The sequence below is a fragment of the Methylobacterium sp. Leaf113 genome, from assembly GCF_001423325.1.
Lineage (GTDB): Bacteria > Pseudomonadota > Alphaproteobacteria > Rhizobiales > Beijerinckiaceae > Methylobacterium.
On record NZ_LMNJ01000052.1, the window covers coordinates 131791 to 151377 of the forward strand.

The window sequence follows — 19587 nt, forward strand, 5'->3', positions numbered from 1 at the left end:
CAGTGCCGGGACTATAGGCCATGGCTCGGGAGAGACCTGTAAAAATTCCACCGGTCCTGACGATTTCCCGTTCAGAAATCTCCGGCGTCGTGTCGTAGCGAGATCGGAGCGCGTTCCATCGGTCGCAGATGCGCCCGCGTTGCATTCATGCGCGATCCTGATAAGGCTGACCGAATGCTGAAGGATCGAGCCAGATTGTACGCACGGCCAACGCCGCCGTAGCCGTCGCTCTCCCACGAACATCACTCGCATCTCCGTCGCTTGCTGCCGCAATGGGCAGGTGACGTCCAATTCGTCTTTCCGTCACGCCGGTCGTGCGGGAACGCCTGGATCGTTTCAAATCATGTCCCTGACGAACCTGCGGAGCCAATGGGCTCCCGATATCACGCGCGAATTGCTGGCCGGCACCGTGGTCGCCCTGGCGCTGATCCCCGAAGCCATCGCCTTCTCGCTCATCGCGGGGGTCGACCCCAAGGTCGGGCTCTACGCCTCGTTCTGCATCGCGGTCATCACCGCCTTCGCGGGCGGGCGGCCGGCGATGATCTCCGCCGCCACCGGCGCCATGGCGCTGGTGATGGTCACCCTGGTGAAGGATCACGGCCTCGGCTACCTCTTCGCCGCCACCATCCTGACCGGCCTGTTGCAGATGGCGGCGGGTGCCCTGCGTCTCGGCAACCTGATGCGCTTCGTTTCGCGCTCGGTCGTCACCGGCTTCGTCAACGCGCTGGCGATCCTGATCTTCCTGGCGCAGATGCCGGAACTGATCGGACAGGGAAATACCGTCTACCTGATGACGGCGGTCGGCCTCGGGCTGATCTACGGGTTGCCCTACCTCACGAAGGCGGTGCCGTCTCCGCTCATCGCCATCCTGCTCCTCACCGCCGTCTCGATGGCCATGGGGCTGCCGATCCACAAGGTCGGTGACATGGGGGCGCTGCCCACCGAATTGCCGTTCTTCGCGCTGCCGCAGGTGCCCTTCACCCTGGAGACCCTGCGCATCATCCTGCCCTACGCGCTCACGCTGACTATGGTCGGCCTGCTGGAGAGCCTGATGACGGCGGCCATCCTCGACGAGATGACCGACACCGGTTCGAACAAGAACCGCGAATGCGCCGGACAGGGCCTCGCCAATGTCGGGGCCGGTCTGTTCGGCGGTATGGCGGGCTGCGCCATGATCGGGCAATCGGTGATCAACGTCTCGTCCGGCGGCCGCGGTCGCCTCTCGACGCTCTGGGCCGGCGCCTTCCTGCTCTTCCTCATCGTGGTGCTCGGCCCCTACGTGGCACAGATCCCGATGGCTGCCCTGGTGGCGGTGATGATCATGGTGTCGATCAACACCTTCCAGTGGGGGTCCCTGCGGACCCTGCTGACCCATCCGAAGAGTTCGAGCTTCGTCATGCTCGGCACGGTCGCGGTGGTGGTGGCGACGCACGATCTCGCCAAGGGCGTCCTGTTCGGCGTGGTTCTCAGCGGATTGTTCTTCGCCCACAAGGTGACCCGGTTCTTCGCCGTCACCTCCGATCGGACCGGGACGGTGCGGACCTACCGGGTCACCGGGCAGATCTTCTTCGCCACGGCGGAAGCCTTTCACGCCGCTTTCGATTTCCGCGAGGTCGAACTGACCGGGATCGTGATCGACCTGTCGGAGGCCCATTTCTGGGACATCACCGGCGTCAACGCCCTCGACCGCGTGGTCCTCAAGTTCCGCCATCACGACATCGCGGTGGAGATCGTCGGCATGAACGCCGCCACCGCCACGATGGTCGAACGCCTGGGAACCCATCACAGGCCGGGCGCGGCTCTGGCCGCGGGTGGTCATTGAGGGGCCTCGTTCGGAGGCCGCCGGGGCGGGCGACGACCGGGAAGCGGGGGCTGGCCCGCAACCTGCAGCGGGTCGGGCTGGCGCGGGTCGGGTGCGGGTCGCATCCCGGCGCCATTGACCGACCCGAGACCGGGCTGACATCAGACACAACAATCGCATGACCGTCGCGCTGGCGCGCTACGGTCATGCTGGCGCAACCTGCCGCGGCTGAGGCAAGCTGCGTCGGGATCCGCCCGGACGCGAGGAGACAGAGGTCATGAGCGCGCTTCACCCGGAAATCGCCGCCGTCACGGCGCGCATCATCGAGCGCTCGGCCCCCTCGCGAAAGGCCTATCTCGACCTGATCGCGCGCGAGCGCGAATCCGGCGTCCACCGGCCCATGCTCAATTGCGGCAACCTCGCCCACGGCTTCGCCGCGTCCGGCGAGGACAAGACGGTGATCAAGTCCGGGCGTGCGATGAACCTCGCCATCGTCACCGCCTACAACGACATGCTGTCGGCGCATCAGCCCTATGGCCGCTACCCCGAGCAGATGAAGCTGTTCGCCCGCGAGGTCGGCGCCACGGCCCAGGTGGCCGGCGGCGTTCCGGCCATGTGCGACGGCGTCACGCAAGGGCAGCGCGGCATGGAGCTGTCGCTGTTCTCGCGGGATACCATCGCGCTGTCCACGGCGGTGGCCCTCAGCCACGGCATGTTCGACGGGGCGGCGCTGCTGGGCATCTGCGACAAGATCGTGCCGGGGCTGCTGATCGGCGCGCTCCGCTTCGGCCACCTGCCGATGATCCTGATCCCGGCCGGGCCGATGCCCTCGGGGCTCGCCAACAAGGAGAAGCAGCGCATCCGCCAGCTCTATGCCGAGGGCAAGGTCGGGCGCGACGAACTGCTGGAGAGCGAATCCGCCTCCTATCATGGAGCCGGCACCTGTACGTTCTACGGCACGGCGAACTCGAACCAGATGATGATGGACGTGATGGGCGTCCACATGCCCGGCGCATCCTTCATCAACCCTGGCACGAAGCTGCGCCAGGCCGTGACGCGGGCGGCGGTCCATCGCCTCGCTGAGATCGGGGCCAACGGCAACGATTACCGGCCCCTCGGCCACTGCATCGACGAGAAGGCCATCGTCAACGCGGTCGTCGGGCTGCTGGCGACCGGCGGATCGACCAACCACGCCATCCACCTGCCGGCCATCGCGCGGGCGGCCGGCATCGTCCTCGACTGGGCCGATTTCGACCGGCTCTCGGCGGTCGTGCCCCAGGTCGCGAAGGTCTATCCCAACGGTTCTGGCGACGTGAACCATTTCCACGCGGCCGGCGGCATGTCCTACGTCATCGCCAGCCTGATTGATGCCGGGCTCCTGCACGACGACATCCTGACCGTGGCCGGGAGCCGCCTGCGCGACCATGCCCGCGACCCCAAGCTGATCGACGACCAGCTCGTCTACGAGGACGCGCCGGAGCGCTCGCATGACGAGACCATCCTGCGCAGCCCGGCGGAGGCCTTCCAGCCGGATGGCGGCATGCGCCTCGTCAAGGGCAATCTCGGCCGCGCCACCTTCAAGACCAGCGCCGTCGATCCGTCGCGCTGGACCGTCGAGGCGCCGGCCCGCGTCTTCGACGACCAGGACGACGTCATGGCGGCGTTCAAGGCCGGGGAACTCGAACGGGACGTGGTGGTGGTGGTGCGCTTCCAGGGACCGCGCGCCAACGGCATGCCCGAACTGCACAAGCTCACGCCTCAGCTCGGCGTGCTGCAGGATCGCGGCTTTCGCGTCGCTCTCGTCACCGATGGGCGCATGTCGGGCGCCTCCGGCAAGGTGCCGGCGGCGATCCATCTGAGTCCGGAAGCACTCGGCGGCGGCCCCCTGGCCAAGCTGCGCGATGGCGACATCGTGCGCCTGAGCGCGGAGGCCGGAACCCTCGAAGCCCTGGTCGACCCGGCTGAATGGGCGGGCCGGACCGACGCCGTGCCGCCGCCGCCGGCCTTCGGCACCGGTCGCGAGCTCTTCGCCTTCCTGCGCCACGGCGCCGACGGGGCCGAGCAGGGCGCCTCCGCCATGCTCGCCGCCGCCGGCCTCTGACACTCGCCTCCGCCCAGCCAAGGATGCCGTCCATGACCACCATCGACACCCTGATGCGCTCCGTCCCCGTCATTCCGGTGCTGGTGGTGGAGGATGTCGCCCAGGCCGAGCCCATCGCCCGCGCCCTGGTGGCGGGTGGTCTCACCGCCCTGGAGGTGACCCTGCGGACGCCCGCCGCCCTCGACGTCATCCGGGCCATGGCGCGGGTGGAGGGCGCCGTGGTCGGCGCCGGGACCGTCCTCAATGCCCGCGACCTCGACGCGGCGCTCGAGGCGGGCGCGCAGTTCATCGTCAGCCCCGGCCTCACCGATCCGCTGACCCGGGCCGCGCTTGCTCGCGGCGTCCCCTACCTGCCGGGGGTCGCCAATGCGGCCGACATCATGCGCGGCCTCGATCACGGCCTCGATCGTTTCAAGTTCTTCCCGGCGGAGGCTTCCGGCGGCATCAAGGCGCTCAAGGCCCTGGCAGGCCCCTTCGGGCAGGTCCGGTTCTGCCCGACCGGCGGCATCTCCGAGGCCACGGCGCCGGATTGGCTCGCCCTCTCGCCGGTGCTCTGCGTCGGTGGCAGCTGGGTGGTTCCCCCGGGCGTGCCGGAGCCGGACCTGATCCGCCGCTCGGCCGAGGCGGCCAGCCGCCTCACGGGCTAGATCCCGTCGATCTCTCCGAGACCCGCAGCCGCTGGCCGTGGAGGAATCGGCCAACGGACATGTCGGTTTCGCGTCCGTCGGCCGAGACGATCGGCGAGTCACGGATGCCTGCTGTGTCGATCCCGGCCGGTCTCTTGTGATCCGTCACGAAGGGTATCTGATTCTCATCCCCGGGACCCGCAAGCGGAGCTTCGCGAATCGTGCCGTGCGGCTCGTTTCCCGTTCTGAGCCGGTCATCCACATCCCAAAGATCTGCTTGAGATCATTTTGGTATGCCAGCGGACAAAGCGTCGGTTTGAGACCATTCGCTGAGCAATCGGGATGGAGCCGGATTGTCTGCGGCCTTCTCAGAAGTGTCATAAATCACAGATTATTCCGTATTTCCTGAGACTTGCAGCTCATCCCGGACCACCCGACCGGCGCGGAAAACAGGCACCGCTTCGAAAAAGCTGCCCTCAGAACAGTCACTTAGCCACCTGTTCAACGTTGCAAGCCCGCAACAGCAGGCCGGAACCGCCGCCGCGATCACGATTCCGAGTTGCCGCAAAGAAGGCGCTCGCACACAGTGATTGGGCGTTGGGGGCAACTCCGGGGCAATCAACAATTTCCGGCGGTAACGCCTGGTCATTCAAGAACAAAGGGCGACGCGACATCGAGATCCTCGAAGATCTCGGGCGTAGTACGCTTTCCTCGGGTCTCGAAGCTTTTGGAGAATTCAATGAAGCTCTTGAAGAGCTCGCTTCTCGCCTCCGCTGCAGGATTTGCCGCGGTCGCCGGAGCACAGGCAGCCGACCTCCCGGTCAAGAAGGCTGCCCCAATCGAATACGTCCGCGTCTGCTCCGCCTACGGTGCAGGCTTCTTCTACATCCCCGGCACCGACACCTGCATCCGTCTCTCGGGCCGCGCCCGCCTCGACGTCGGCTACCAGCCGACCGACAGCCGCTCCGGCTCGAACGGTGACACCACCGGTTATATCGGCCTCGCCCGCATCAACGTCGATGCCCGCACGCAGACCGCCTACGGCACCCTGCGCGCCTTCGTGCGCCTCCAGTTCGCCTCGCGGACCGGTGCCACCGGCGGCCTTCGCTCGGGCACCCAGGAGCGCATCGGCAACGCCTTCGGCGCCACCGGTCAGGACCAGAACGGCCGCGTTCAGCAGTTCGTGAACACCGACAAGGCGTTCATTCAGTTCGCCGGCCTCACCGCCGGTCGTGCGTCGTCGTTCTTCGACTTCTACGCCCACGATTTCGAGTTCGCCGGTGCCACCGCCAACTCGGACCTGCAGTCCACCAACCTGCTCGCCTACACGAGCAAGCTCGGCGGCAGCGGCCTCTCGGCCACGATCTCGCTGGAAGATCCGTCCTTCCGCCGCAACACCATCTATTCGCAGGTGTTCGGTGCCAACACCACGTTCACCCCCGCTGGCTCGCAGGTTGGCATCAACGTCGCCAACACCGGTGCGCCGTCGCCGATCTTCACGGGTAACGGGTTCTCCAACGTCGATGTCGCGCAGCGTAACCGCATGCCCGACTTCGTCGGTGTCCTTCGGTACGATGCCGCCTGGGGCTCGGCGCAGATCTCCGCCGCCGTCAAGGAGCTGAACACCGGCAACTTCATCTCGGGCGCCGCTCTCGGCCCGAACGGAACCGCGCTTGCTCCGAACCTCGCAGGTACCGGCTTCGCCGGTCTGGCCGGCACGCTCCAGCGTCCCGCCAGCGAGTACGGCTGGGCCGTTCAGGCCGGCGCCAAGATCAACATGCCCTTCATCGCACCCGGCGATACCCTGTACCTCCAGGGCGCCTACGGCGAGGGCGCGACGCTCTACACCGGCTACTCTTCGTACAACGGCACTTACGCGTCGCGCGCCAGCACCATCAACGGCGCTGCGTTCGACCCCTACATGTCCGATGCCACGCTCAACCCCTTCACGGGCAAGATCGAGCTGTCGACCAGCTTCACGGTTGTCGGTTCGTTCCTGCACTACTGGGCTCCCGAGTGGCGCTCGGCCGTGTTCGCCAGCTACGGCGAGCTGAACTTCGCTCGTGGCGCCCGCGCCGCCAATGCCGCCGTGTTCCAGTCGACCGGCTCGACCGGTCAGTTCACGGGTGTTCCCGGCCAGGTGTCCTTCAACGTCAGCCCCGTGCTGCGTGACAACTATCAGATCGTCGCCGGCGCCAGCATCATCTGGTCGCCCGTCAAGGATCTCGATATCGGTCTCGAAGGCTTCTACACCAAGGTTGGTGTCCAGAACGGTCGCGTCGTCGACATGACCCGTTCCAACGGCGCCGTCACGGCCGCCAACATTGCCAACGGCAGTGTCCGGACCGTCACCGCAGACGACACCTTCCAGCTGCGCGCGCGCGTCCAGCGCGACTTCTAAGCGACGGAACGGTCCGGTCCGGGCTCCCGCTGAGCCCGGACCCTCCATCTTCGAGACAGGCGAACTGGCCCGGCTGCAAAGTCGGGCCTTTTTGCATGTGCGCCGCATCGCCCGATGGAAGCGTGGCGGCAGGACAGTCTGAGGCTCGGGACGCCATGTCTGAGGCTTTAGACGCCCGGTCGACGCTTCGCGGCACGCCCCTTGCCAGGGCGGGAAGCGTTTCCGTCTTGGACAGCGCGAAAACAACGATTGCGGCGGCAAAGTCCCCTGCTACGTTGCTTATGTAAGTCTCAGTGATCGCCGGTGCGGCGATCGACCCTCCGGAGTCAGCCTGCAGATGCGTTCGTGCCATCAGAGATCCACCCTGCCTGCCGTCGCCCTCAGCTTCGCGCTGTCGGTGCTCGCGGGAGGGAGCGCCCAGGCGCAAGACCTCACCGGGACCCTGAAGAAGATCAAGGAAACCAATTCGATCACGATCGGCTACCGGGACGCGTCCGTGCCGTTCTCGTATCTCGACGGCGATCAGAAACCGGTCGGTTACGCCCTTGAGATCTGTCAGAAGATCGCCGAGGCGGTGAAGACCAACCTCAAGATGCCCAATCTCGAGGTGAAGCTGAACCCCGTCACCTCCGCCACCCGCATCCCGCTGATCGCCAACGGCACCATCGATCTCGAATGCGGGTCGACGACCAACAATCCCGACCGCCAGAAGCAGGCCACCTTCACCAACACCCACTTCCTGACCGCGACCCGCTTCGTCGCCAAGAAGTCGGCCAAGCTCGACAAGATCGAAGATCTGAAGGGCAAGACCGTGGTCTCGACCTCGGGCACCACCAACATTCGGCAGATCAACGAGGTCAACACGGCGCGCAACCTCGGCCTGACGATCCTGCCGGCCAAGGACCATGCCGAAGCTTTCCTGATGGTCGAGACCGGCCGGGCCGCCGCCTTCGTGATGGATGACGTGCTGCTGGCCTCCCTCGCCGCCAGCTCGAAGGACCCCGGTGCCTACGCGATCTCCAGCGAGGCGATCTCGAAGCCCGAGCCCTACGGCATCATGCTGCGCAAGGACGACGCTCCGTTCAAGGCCGTGGCCGACGAGGCGACCGCCAAGCTCTACAAGAGCGCCGAGGGCCGGGCGCTCTACGACAAGTGGTTCACCAAGCCGATCCCGCCGCGCGGCATCAACCTGAACCTCCCGATGAGCGAGGCCATGATCAAGGCCTTCGCCTCGCCGAGCGACAGCCCGGACCCGGCCGCCTACTGAACCGAACCATCCGGACGACCAACCACCGACGCCTCGCCCTTCCCCAGGGCGGGGCGTTTCGCGTCCTGGCGTCTGTCAGGGATCCGTCGAAATCCGATGATCCCCACAGGACAAATGAAAGACGCGAACCCCCGCGCCGAATCTCATCGCCCGGCCGTCTCACCCCCTGCGGCCGAGTGCTCCCCTTCGGCGGAGCCCGCGAGCCGTTCCATCGTGGCGAAGAGCACCGACCAGTCCACCGGCTTGGCCACGTGGGCGTCCATGCCGGCAATCCGGCAGCGCTCGATCTCCTCCGGCATGGCATTGGCGGTCAGGGCGATGATCGGCGTGCGCGGCCGGCCCTCCAGGCGCTCGCGGAGGCGGATCGCCTGCGTCGCCGCCAGCCCATCCTGTCCCGGCATCTGGACGTCCATGAGGACGAGGTCGCGGGGACGGTCGAAGGCCGCCGTCACCGCCTGCTCGCCGTCGTCGACCACGTCGACCACATGCCCCTTCTGGCGCAGCACCGTGCCGATGATCTCCTGGTTAATGGCGTTGTCCTCCGCCAGCAGCACCCGCCAGCTCGGACCGGCCCGCCGAGCCAGCGTCGTCGGGGTCGGCGCCGCCGCGGCATCCGCGCCAGCCGCGCGGTGCAGCGGTAGCCAGAACCAGAAGGTCGACCCCTCGCCGAGCCGGCTCTCGCCGCCGATCTCGCCACCCATCAGGTGCACCAGCCGTCGGCAGATGGTGAGTCCGAGGCCGGTTCCGCCGTACTGGCGCGAGGTCGAGCCATCGGCCTGGGCGAAGCGTTCGAAGAGTTGGGACAGCGTCTCAGGCGCGATCCCGATCCCGGTGTCGATCAGGGCGATCCGCAGGGTCGCGCCCGGGCGCGGCGCATCGTCGGGCGCCGGGGCCCAGGTGACCCGGAGGGTCACCGAGCCCGCGGGCGTGAACTTGATCGCGTTGGTGGCGAGGTTGAGGATGACCTGCCGTAACCGGGTGGGGTCGCCGAGCAACCAGTCCGGCACGTCCTCGCCGATCTCGGTGACGAACCGGACATCGCGAACCTGCGCGATCTCCGCGCTGAACTCCCGGCAGGCCTCGACCAGCGCTCGCAGGCTGAACGGTACGGATTCGATGACGAGCTGGCCGGCCTCGATCTTCGAGAAATCGAGGATGTCGTTGACGATGGTGAGGAGGGAGCGGCCGGATTCCTGGGCCAGCCCGACCAGACGCGCCTGATCCGGTGTGAGCTGCGCGTCCCCGCGCAGGAGATCGTGGACCCCGAGGATACCGACGAGCGGGGTGCGCAGTTCATGGCTCATATTGGCCAGGAACTCCGCCTTCGCGCGGGCGCCGGCCTCGGCGGCGACGCGGGCCCGCTGCAGGTCGGCTTCCTGGCTCTGGCGTTGCGACACGTCGCGGATGGCCTGGATGATCTGGACGTCGCCCCCTTCCTCGATGCGCCGGAAGGCGGCTTCGACCCAGATGTCGGACCCGGATTTGTGGCGCATCCGATAGATGACCGACCCGGTCGGCTGCTCGGGGCCGAGGGCGTGCAGGGTGGCTGAGAGATTGGCGATGTCCTCGTGATGCACGAGGGTGCGCAGGCCGAGGCGATTGGCCTCGACGGCATCGTAGCCGAGCATCCCCGTCACGGCCGGGGAGATGTAGAGGTGGCGCCCGGAGGCATCGTCGAGGACGATCAGATCGGCGGTGTAGTCGGCGAGCAGGCGATAGCGCGCCTCGCTCTCCCGCAACTGCTCGTCGGAGTGACGGCGGTGCGTGATGTCGGTGAGAGTCTGAAGGTGCCCGTCGCCGTTCAGCATCGGCAGCGAGCGGGTCTCGATCACCCGTCCGTCGGCCCGTCGGCGCTCGGAGCGCAGTTCGGTAGTGCGCCGGTTCTCGTCGAGGTGCCAGTGCTTCGGGTCCTGGATCAGGGTACCCCAGGTGCCGGTTTCGCGCAGATGCTGACGGAGAATGCGATAGTCCGGCTTGGTCGCCAGGATCTCGGGCGAGATCGCCAGGATCTCCATGGCCCGGCGATTGATGACGGGGATGTGCCCGGTCCCGTCGATTCTCAGCAGCCCCTGATCCATGCTCTCGAGGGTCGCTTCGAGCAGCGCGGATTTCTCGGCCAGGGCACGCTCGGCCTGCTTCAACTCGGCGATGTCGGCAAACACGCCGAAGATCGCCTCCGGCTGGGTGTCGTTGGAGGGATCGCGGCCGGACCGCTCGGGCAGGCAGAGGCCGCGCACGAGAACGTCCCGCACCTCGCCGGACGGCCGGACCAGCCGCAGGGCGATGTCGAACCCCTCGTGCCGGCGCAATGCGCGGGCGATCCGCCGCACCATGCCGCGACGGTCGTCCGGGTGGCAGGCGGCGATACTGCCCGGGATGGTGGGAACGAAGCTCTGCGGCTCGTGCCCGTGGATGCGGTAGACCTCGTCGGACCACGTCAGGACGCGCGAGGCCAGGTGGAGATGCCAGTGGCCGATATGGGCGACCTGCTCGGCCAGGACGAGGCGGCGGTTGGCATCCAGGGTTTCGGGCTGCGCCTGCGCGAGGTGGCTGATGTCACGTCGGGTGACGAGGACGCGATCCACCGGGCCGGTGCCGGGTCGTCGCAGGGGCACACAGGTGGTTTCCGTCGCGGGCGCCGCCGATGATCCGTCCGCCGGTATCTGGCTCCGCACCGTCGTTCCGCTCGCAGCCGCCTGGGCGAGATCCCGCCGCATCGCCGCACCCTCGGATGCGGGCAGCAGCGCCGAGACGTCGCGACCGATCCGGCCGTCGTCGCCCCCGAAGGCGGCCGCTGCCGCAGCATTCCAGGCGGCGAGACGGAAACCGCCGTCCGGCGCGACCGCGAAGACGAGGTGCGGATCGGCCGAGGCATCGAACACGGCGTTCAGCAGACCGGCGTCGCGGCCCGCCGCAAGAGCGGCTGGTCGACGCCGCCACCGGACGAGCCCGAGCGTGCCCGCGCCGACCAGGGCTGCCAATCCGACGCCGATCCCGAAGCTGCCCGGTGACCACGCCTGCAGGGACCCGGTTTCGATCGCGGATGCGGGTTGAGCGGCAAACAGGAAGACCGGCGTGCCGCGTGCGGCCCCAACTGCCATCCAGCGCGGGACCCCGGCGAGACTAGGTCTGAATTCCGACGGGCGGATCTTCACGCCGTCCGATGCTCCCCAAGCAGGTGCCGTCGCAACGGGAGAGGCAGTACCGCCGCCACCGGGGAGGCTCCGATCGCGGCGCCGATGGGAGTGGCGTGGACAATCCGCGACGCGGCGGTGCCGCCCTTCTGGGCCATCGGGATAGCGACGAAGTTGGTGTGAACCGCCCGCCACAGGGGCACGCGCTCGTCGCCGGCGGAATTGGTCTCGTCCGTGCCGACGCCAAGCCTCGCCGCGATGACGGGCAGCAGGACGCCGCCGGCAATTCGCAGCCCGTCCGGGGTGAAGGGCGGATCGGTGACGTCCATGAGTCTCTCGGCGTCGGCGGCCTGACGAGACGGTCAAGCTATGCGGTTCCGGGTAACGCATCTGCGCGGTTGCGCACAGGCGGCAAAAAGCGGATGCGACGCAGGGTGATCGCAACCCCTGGCCGGCAGCCATCGTCGCATGGGTGTTCAGCACGATCCGGGCCGGACCGATCGCCGGACCCTGGGGCGGCCATCGATGGCGCCGTGAACGGAGCAGTCCGACCTGCGATATCGTTCATGGTCCTGACGGCATCCGCCTCCACGCCGAGCGCATGGCAAGACCAGCGAACGCGCCCGAGACTCGCCCTTCTGCATGGCTCGGAGGACCCCCGCGCGGCACTGCCGCAACGCTGCTGCGCCAAGGTCGGAAACGGCCGATTCAGAACGGGTTCGCGCCTTGACTTCGGGTGACGCGGGGTCGCATTGCACAATGCTGTGGGATGGTGCTTCCGTCCCGCCGGGCTGACTTTCCTTTGAAAGCCTCTAAGGTCCCGTCTGGCCGATTCCGCACCCGGAATGAGGCTCATCCGGCGCAATCATGCTTGGAGTGTGACACTTGGCGAACACGGCAGCCGATCCTGAGAACTCTCACGGCGCGCCGGACGGCACGCGACGTGACTTCATGTTCCTCGCGACGGGAGCGGCCTTGGCCGTTGGTGCCGGCGCGCTCGCCTGGCCCTTCGTCGCCTCGATGGCGCCGGACGCCGAGACCATCGCGGCCGGTGCTCCGCTCGAAGTCGATCTGGCACCGATCCAGGAAGGTCAGATCGTCAACGTGTTCTGGCGCGGCAAGCTCATCTTCGTGCGCAACCGCTCGGAGAAGGAGATCAAGGAAGCCGGCGAGGTGAAGATGGCGGATCTCATCGATCCGCAGACGGACGCCGCCCGCGTGAAGCAGGGCCACGCCAAGTGGCTCGTGGTCTACGGCAATTGCACCCATCTCGGCTGCGTGCCGATCGGCCATCAGGGCCAGTACGAAGGCTGGTCCTGCCCCTGTCACGGCTCCCTCTACGACACGTCAGGCCGGGTGCGCCGGGGGCCCGCCCCGACGAACCTGCCGATCCCGCCCTACATCTTCGAATCGGATTCCAAGATCCGGATCGGCGAAGAGGGCGGCAAGGCCGTCGCCTGACACCCTGAAACAGGATTTGGAGCGGGTCGCCCCATGAGCGGACACGGCAATATCTACGTTCCCAAGAGTGCCTTGGCGAAGTGGTTCGAATCGCGCCTGCCCCTGATCGGGCTGGTGCATTCGTCCTTCGTCTCCTTCCCGGTGCCGCGGAACCTCAACTACTTCTGGACCTTCGGCGCGATCCTGATCGCCATGCTGGTGTCGCAGATCGTCACCGGCGTCTGGCTGGCGATGCACTACGATCCCTCCGCCGCCAACGCCTTCAACTCCGTCGAGCACATCATGCGCGACGTGAATTACGGCTGGCTGCTGCGCTACATGCACGCCAACGGCGCGTCGATGTTCTTCGTGGCGGTCTACGTCCACATCTTCCGGGCGTTGTATTACGGCTCGTACAAGGCCCCCCGCGAGGTGCTCTACATCCTCGGCGTGATCATCTACCTGCTGATGATGGCGACCGCGTTCCTTGGCTACACCCTGCCATGGGGCCAGATGAGCTTCTGGGGCGCCACCGTCATCACCAACATCCTGGCGGCGATTCCGGTGGTGGGCGACACCATCCAGAGCCTGCTCTGGGGTGGATACTCGGTCGGCAACCCGACCCTGAACCGCTTCTTCTCGCTCCACTACCTGCTGCCGTTCATGATCACCGGTGTGGTGATCTTGCACGTCTGGGCGCTGCACGTGACGGGCCAGAACAACCCGGCCGGCATCCCGATCAAGACCGGCAAGGATGCTGTCCCCTTCACGCCCTACGCGACCGTCAAGGACGTGTTCGCCTCGGTCGTGTTCTTCGCCTTCTTCGCCTACTGGATCTTCTACCAGCCGAACTACCTCGGCCACGCCGACAACTACGTGCCGGCCAACCCGGCCGTGACCCCCGCCCACATCGTTCCGGAATGGTACTTCCTGCCGTTCTACGCGATCCTGCGCGCGGTGCCGGACAAGCTCGGCGGCGTCATCCTGATGTTCAGCGCAGTGCTGATCCTGGCGCTGGCGCCGTGGCTCGACACCTCCCGGGTGCGTTCGTGCAACTACCGCCCGATCTATCGCCAGTTCTTCTGGCTGTTCGTGGTGGTCTGCGTGGTGCTCGGCTGGCTCGGCGCGAAACCGCCGGAGGGTGGCTACGTCATCGCGGCCCGGATCTGCACGGCATATTACTTCCTGCACTTCCTGCTCGTGATGCCGCTGGTCGGCCTGTTCGAGACGCCGAAGGCTCTTCCGGGCTCGATCCTCGAGACCGTGACCGGTCCCGGCAAGCAGATCAGCGGGTCCGGCATGCCGGTGGGTGCGGCGGCCGCACCATCGTCCAAAGGTTGAGGGCAGGGGACTTTTAAGAACCATGAAAACAACCCGCCTTCTCGCCGCGTCCCTGCTCGCGGCCGTCATGAGCATCTCTGCCGTCCAGGCAGAGGAAGAGCATGGCCCACCGAACCCGCCCCGCGAAACGTGGAGCTTCGCCGGGACCTTCGGGCGCTTCGACCAGGCCCAGCTTCAGCGCGGTTTCCAGGTCTACAAGGAAGTCTGCTCGAGCTGCCACGGCATGAGCCTGGTGCGCTTCCGCAACCTCTCGGAGGAGGGGGGGCCCGGCTTCACCACCGGGCAGGTCAAGGAACTCGCCGCCCAGTACAAGGTGAAGGAGCAGAACGATGCGGGTGAGGACGTCGAGCGTCCCGCCCGTGCCGCCGACGCCTTCCCGTCGCCCTTCCCGAACGAGAAGGCGGCCGCCGCCGCCAACGGTGGCAAGGCCCCGCCCGACTTCTCGGTGCTGGCGAAAGCCCGGACCTACGAGCGCGGCTTCCCGTGGTTCGTCTTCGACGCGATGCCGTTCATCGGCTTCTCGGAGCAGGGCGTGGACTACATCCACGCGCTCCTGAACGGCTACGAGGATCCGCCGGCCGGCAAGGAGATTCCGGCAGGGACCTACTACAACAAGTATTACGCCGGTCACCTGATCGCGATGCCGAAGCCGATCAGCGACGGGCAGGTAACGTACGCCAAGAACGACAAGGGTGAGCCGGTGGTGCCGGAGACCACGGAGCAGTATTCCAAGGACGTCGCGGCGTTCATGGCCTGGGCGGCCGAGCCCCACATGATGGCGCGCAAGGCCCTCGGCCTGCGGGTGATCCTGTTCCTGCTCGTGCTGGCCGGCCTGCTCTACTACGTGAAGAAGAAGATCTGGGCGAAGGTCGGCGGCGAGGTCCACGGCCTCCAGCCCGAGCTGCACAAGACCTACTGAGCAAGCGCCGAGCGGTCGGTTCGACCCGGCCTTGCTTCCTGGCCTCGCTTCGTTGACACGACCCGCGCCGGCGCCCCAAGGAGGGGCGACCGGCGCGAACTTTTGGAGATGGGGATGACGGCAGCGGTGCTCGGCGTGATGGGCGGGTCCGGGGTCTATGACCTGCCCGGCCTGGAGGATGTCCGCGAGGAGCGGATCGAGTCTCCCTGGGGCGAGCCCTCGGACGCCCTGCGCATCGGCCGCATCGGCGAGACCAAGGTGGTGTTCCTCGCCCGCCACGGGCGGGGCCACCGCTTCTCACCGTCCGGCATCAATTATCGGGCGAATATCGACATCCTGAAGCGGGCCGGGGTCACGGACCTCGTCTCGCTGTCGGCTTGCGGCTCGTTCAAGGCGGAGCTGCATCCCGGCCTCTTCGTCCTCGTCGACCAGTTCGTCGACCGGACCCACGGCCGCGCCGCGTCCTTCTTCGGCGACGGCTGCGTCGCCCACGTCTCCCTGGCCCACCCGATCGGTCCCGCCTTGCAGGGCCGCATCGCCGAGGCGGCGCAGGCCGAGGACATCGCGGTCCATCGCGGCGGGACCTATGTCTGCATGGAGGGGCCGCAATTCTCGACCTACGCGGAATCCACCACCTACAAGGCCCTCGGCTACGACGTCATCGGCATGACCAACATGCCGGAGGCCAAGCTCGCCCGCGAGGCCGAGATCACCTACGCGACCATCGCCATGGTGACCGACTTCGATTGCTGGCACCCGACCCACGAGGCGGTGGACGTGGCCGCCGTGGTGGCGGTGGCGCGCGCCAATGCCGACAAGGCCGCTCGGCTCGTCGCCCGTCTCGCCCGCGACTTCCCGGCCGAGCGCGTGGCCTGTCCGGCGGGCACCGAGCGGGCCCTCGACGGCGCCATCATGACCGCCCCGGCGCAGCGCGATCCGGCCCTGCTGGCCAAGCTCGATGCCGTGGCCGGACGAGTCCTCTCCGCCTGACGTGATCGGCGCGCCGGTGGATTCGGCATTGGGCGCCCTTCACGGGCGCCGGTCTTCGCACTAGAAGGCGGGTTCGTCTCGAAGAACCGGAACCGATCAGTGACCCAAGAGGCCAGGCGCTTCGCCAGTATCAGCCGCAAGACGGCGGAAACCGACGTCCGCGTCTCGGTCGATCTCGACGGAACCGGACGCGCCACCGTCTCGACCGGCGTCGGTTTCTTCGATCACATGCTCGAACTGTTCGCCCGCCACGGCCTGTTCGACCTCGACGTCGCGGTGTCCGGCGATCTCCACGTCGACCATCACCACACGGTGGAGGACACCGGCATCGCCCTTGGGCAGGCGGTTGCGCAGGCCCTGGCCGACAAGCGCGGCATCGCCCGGTATGCGGACATCCACTTACCCATGGACGAGGCGCTGACCCGCGTCGCCATCGACATTTCCGGCCGCCCGTTCCTGGTGTTTCGCACCGAGTTCCGGGTCGAGAAGATCGGGCAGTTCGACACCGAACTGGTGCGCGAGTGGTTCCAGGCCTTCGCCATGAATGCCGGCCTCACTCTACATGTCGAGACGCTGTACGGCGACAACGCCCACCACATCGCCGAGAGCTGCTTCAAGGGCTTGGCCCGCGCCTTGCGCCAGGCGGTGGCGATCGATCCCCGCGAGGGTGGTCGGGTTCCCTCCACGAAGGGATCGCTCTGATCCGCCTCGGGGCGGCTCGGCAGGGAGGATGCGAGACGTGATGCGCACCTATACGTTGCACCCGGAGCGGGACGCCCTGGCCGGCGAGGCTTACGGCCTCGAACGCGCGCACCTGGTGCCGGACGGCTTCTCCTGGCCGGCCTTCGCCTTCGGACCCCTGTGGTTCTTCTTCCACCGTCTCTGGCTCGCGGGCCTCGGCGTGCTGGTGCTCCTCGCCGGCGTGGCGCTCGGTGGACGCCTCCTCGGCCTGACGCCGGTGGCGGCGTCGATCATCGCGCTCCTGGTCTCGATCCTGATCGGCCTCGAAGCCTCCTCCCTGCGGCGCTGGACCTATGCCCGGGTCGGGCGACCGGTCCGGGATGCGGTGATCGCCGCGAGCACCGAGGAAGCCGAGATGAAGGCCTCCGCCCGCTGGCTCGAAGGCGCGCCCCCCGCACGGCCGTCCTCGGCCCCCTCTGGCGGACTCGCTGTCCCACCGAGCGATCTCGCCATCGGCATGTTCCCCTTCAGCGAGACGCGCCGGTGAGCGTCGAGACCGTCGCCATCATCGATTACGGCTCGGGCAATCTGCACTCCGCCGCCAAGGCCTTCGAGCGCGCCGCGCGCGAGGCCGGCCTGGATGCGACGCGGATCGTCCTGACCGATGAGGCCGAGACCGTCGCGCGGGCCGACCGGGTGGTTCTGCCCGGCGTCGGCGCCTACGCCGATTGCCGCCGTGGCCTCGACGCCGTGCCCGGCATGGTGGAGGCGATGACCCATGCGGCGCATGCGCGGGGTCGCCCCTTCCTCGGCATCTGCGTCGGCATGCAACTCCTCGCGACGCGCGGCCTCGAATACGACACGACGCCGGGCCTCGGCTGGATTCCCGGCGATGTCGGACCGATTCAGCCGTCCGATCCGGGCCTCAAGGTGCCGCATATGGGCTGGAACACCCTGCAGGTGGACCGCGAGCACGCGCTGCTGGCCGATATCCCCACCGGCGAGGGCGGCCTGCACGCCTACTTCGTGCACAGCTACGCGCTGTCGCCGGAGCGGTCCGAGGACCGGGTCGCCCATAGCGATTACGGTGGCGCGGTGACCGCGATGGTGGCGCGCGACAACGTCGCCGGCACCCAGTTCCATCCGGAGAAGAGCCAGCACCTCGGCCTCGCGCTCCTTGCCAACTTCCTGCGCTGGCGCCCCTGAGACCCGCACCCCACTTTTGAACCGTCCACCCGAAAGCGAACCGACGCGTGATCCTGTTCCCGGCCATCGATCTCAAGGAAGGACGCTGCGTCCGCCTCGTCCAGGGCGACATGGCCCAGGCCATCGTGTTCAGCGATGACCCGGCCGCGCAGGCCGCCGTCTTCGAGGAACAGGGCTTCTCCTGGCTGCATGTGGTCGATCTCGACGGCGCTTTCGCGGGCGCCCCGATGAATGCCGACGCCGTCGACGCGATCCTGGCCCGCACCAGGCTGCCGGTGCAGCTCGGCGGCGGGATCCGCGAGATGCGTACGCTGGAGGCCTGGATCGCCAAGGGCGTCAGCCGCGTCATCATCGGCACCGCCGCCGTGCGCGATCCCGCCTTCGTGCGCGAGGCGGCCCGTCTCTATCCGGGCAAGATCGCGGTCGGCATCGACGCCAAGGACGGCCGCGTCGCGGTCGAAGGCTGGGCGACCACCTCCAGCATGACGGCGGAGGAACTCGGTCGCCGGTTCGAGGATGCCGGCGTCGCGGCCATCATCTACACCGACATCGCCCGTGACGGCATCCTGAAGGGCCTCAACATCGAGATGACCCTCGGCCTCGCCCGCGCCGTCACCATCCCGGTGATCGCGTCCGGCGGCCTCGCCTCGATCGAGGATGTCCACCGCATCCTGGAGCCGGATTGCGCGCTGCTCGCCGGCGCCATCACGGGCCGCGCCCTCTACGACGGCCGCATCGATCCGCGTGAGGCCCTGGCGGCGATCCGGCGCGCCACCGGCGCGGCCGATGCCGGTCCGGCGGCCTGATCCGGTTCGAGGACCCCCGTGCTCAAGACCCGCATCATCCCCTGCCTCGACGTCAAGGACGGTCGCGTCGTGAAAGGCGTGCAGTTCCTCGAACTGCGCGATGCCGGCGATCCGGTCGAGGCCGCCAAGGCCTATGACGCGGCCGGAGCCGACGAACTCTGCTTCCTCGACATCACCGCGAGCCACGAGGATCGCGGAACGCTGCTCGACGTGGTCAGCCGCACCGCCGAGGCCTGCTTCATGCCGCTCACCGTCGGTGGGGGCATCCGCACGGTGGCGGATATCCGCACGCTGCTGCTGGCCGGGGCCGACAAGGTCTCGATCAACACGGCGGCGGTCAACGATCCCGATTTCGTGGCGCGCGGGGCGGAGAAGTTCGGCAGCCAATGCATCGTCGTGGCGATCGATGCCAAGCGCACCTCCGCGCCCGACGCGCCGCCGCAATGGCAGATCTTCACCCATGGCGGACGCAAACCGACCGGCATCGACGCCATCGCCTTCGCCCGCACCGTGACCGCCCGCGGCGCCGGAGAATTGCTGGTGACCTCGATGGATCGGGACGGGATGCGCTCCGGCTACGACATCGGCCTGACCCGGGCCATCGCCGACGCCGTCTCGGTGCCGGTCATCGCCTCCGGCGGCGTCGGCGGTCTCGACGATCTGGTGGCGGGCGTGCGCGATGGCGGCGCCAGCGCGGTCCTGGCCGCCTCGATCTTCCATTTCGGGCAGCACACCGTTTCCGAGGCCAAGGCCCACATGGCCGCGGCCGGCCTTTCCATGCGCCTCGATCCCTGAGGCCGAGTTGTCGCAGCCCTTGCGTCATGATCCATCGTGCCGCACGCTTGGTTGCATGGCACGATAAGCCCGGTTCGCC

At 67.7% G+C, this 19587-nt stretch carries 16 protein-coding genes; 14 read left to right on the forward strand and 2 right to left on the reverse strand.

Annotation, left to right across the window (positions count from 1 at the left end):
• Positions 1–343 precede the first annotated feature (343 nt).
• The 5 genes from ASF60_RS21395 to ASF60_RS21415 all read left to right on the forward strand — a co-directional run bounded on the left by ASF60_RS21395 (position 344) and on the right by ASF60_RS21415 (position 8196).
• On the forward strand, positions 344–1822 hold the full coding sequence (locus ASF60_RS21395; protein WP_156375908.1) for a SulP family inorganic anion transporter: 1479 nt from the start codon (positions 344–346) through the stop codon (positions 1820–1822).
• A 256-nt stretch (positions 1823–2078) separates the two neighbouring features.
• Positions 2079–3902, forward strand: a complete 1824-nt coding sequence (gene edd, locus ASF60_RS21400; protein ID WP_056189983.1) for a phosphogluconate dehydratase — start codon at positions 2079–2081, stop codon at positions 3900–3902.
• A 32-nt stretch (positions 3903–3934) separates the two neighbouring features.
• Positions 3935–4549: a bifunctional 4-hydroxy-2-oxoglutarate aldolase/2-dehydro-3-deoxy-phosphogluconate aldolase gene (eda, locus tag ASF60_RS21405; RefSeq protein ID WP_056189985.1), complete on the forward strand. Its 615-nt coding sequence runs from the start codon at positions 3935–3937 to the stop codon at positions 4547–4549.
• 718 nt (positions 4550–5267) lie between these two features.
• Positions 5268–6929 carry a porin gene (locus ASF60_RS21410; RefSeq protein WP_056189987.1) on the forward strand — a complete coding sequence of 554 codons (1662 nt, stop codon included), beginning with the start codon at positions 5268–5270 and terminating at the stop codon, positions 6927–6929.
• Between the two features lie 337 nt (positions 6930–7266).
• A complete protein-coding gene (locus tag ASF60_RS21415) occupies positions 7267–8196 on the forward strand; it encodes an amino acid ABC transporter substrate-binding protein (protein WP_056189989.1) in 930 nt (309 codons plus the stop codon).
• Positions 8197–8339: 143 nt separating this feature from the next.
• Here the strand turns inward: ASF60_RS21415 and ASF60_RS21420 are convergent, their stop codons facing one another.
• Entirely contained in the window at positions 8340–11297 is a 2958-nt protein-coding gene (locus tag ASF60_RS21420) for an ATP-binding protein (RefSeq protein WP_056189990.1), read from the reverse strand.
• Positions 11298–11347: 50 nt separating this feature from the next.
• Positions 11348–11659, reverse strand: coding sequence for a hypothetical protein (locus ASF60_RS25000; RefSeq protein ID WP_056189992.1), 312 nt, complete (start codon positions 11657–11659; stop codon positions 11348–11350).
• A gap of 622 nt (positions 11660–12281) precedes the next feature.
• Between ASF60_RS25000 and petA the strand changes: the two genes are divergently transcribed.
• The 9 genes from petA to hisF all read left to right on the forward strand — a co-directional run bounded on the left by petA (position 12282) and on the right by hisF (position 19508).
• Positions 12282–12791 carry a ubiquinol-cytochrome c reductase iron-sulfur subunit gene (gene petA, locus ASF60_RS21430; protein ID WP_244476788.1) on the forward strand — a complete coding sequence of 170 codons (510 nt, stop codon included), beginning with the start codon at positions 12282–12284 and terminating at the stop codon, positions 12789–12791.
• A gap of 33 nt (positions 12792–12824) precedes the next feature.
• On the forward strand, positions 12825–14111 hold the full coding sequence (locus tag ASF60_RS21435) for a cytochrome b (RefSeq protein ID WP_056189996.1): 1287 nt from the start codon (positions 12825–12827) through the stop codon (positions 14109–14111).
• A gap of 22 nt (positions 14112–14133) precedes the next feature.
• Complete coding sequence (locus ASF60_RS21440; protein WP_056189998.1) at positions 14134–15030, forward strand: cytochrome c1; 897 nt, start codon at positions 14134–14136, stop codon at positions 15028–15030.
• Between the two features lie 114 nt (positions 15031–15144).
• Complete coding sequence (locus tag ASF60_RS21445) at positions 15145–16020, forward strand: S-methyl-5'-thioadenosine phosphorylase (protein ID WP_056190000.1); 876 nt, start codon at positions 15145–15147, stop codon at positions 16018–16020.
• Between the two features lie 99 nt (positions 16021–16119).
• The gene (gene hisB, locus ASF60_RS21450) at positions 16120–16722 is read left to right on the forward strand and encodes an imidazoleglycerol-phosphate dehydratase HisB (protein ID WP_056190002.1); all 603 of its coding nucleotides are present in this window, start codon (positions 16120–16122) and stop codon (positions 16720–16722) included.
• Positions 16723–16762: 40 nt separating this feature from the next.
• On the forward strand, positions 16763–17248 hold the full coding sequence (locus ASF60_RS21455; protein WP_056190005.1) for a DUF2628 domain-containing protein: 486 nt from the start codon (positions 16763–16765) through the stop codon (positions 17246–17248).
• A complete protein-coding gene (gene hisH / locus ASF60_RS21460; RefSeq protein WP_056190007.1) occupies positions 17245–17907 on the forward strand; it encodes an imidazole glycerol phosphate synthase subunit HisH in 663 nt (220 codons plus the stop codon). Before ASF60_RS21455 ends, hisH begins: the two co-directional genes overlap by 4 nt.
• A gap of 47 nt (positions 17908–17954) precedes the next feature.
• Entirely contained in the window at positions 17955–18713 is a 759-nt protein-coding gene (gene hisA, locus ASF60_RS21465) for a 1-(5-phosphoribosyl)-5-[(5-phosphoribosylamino)methylideneamino]imidazole-4-carboxamide isomerase (protein WP_056190008.1), read from the forward strand.
• 18 nt (positions 18714–18731) lie between these two features.
• Positions 18732–19508, forward strand: coding sequence for an imidazole glycerol phosphate synthase subunit HisF (gene hisF, locus ASF60_RS21470; RefSeq protein WP_056190010.1), 777 nt, complete (start codon positions 18732–18734; stop codon positions 19506–19508).
• Positions 19509–19587: the final 79 nt, after the last annotated feature.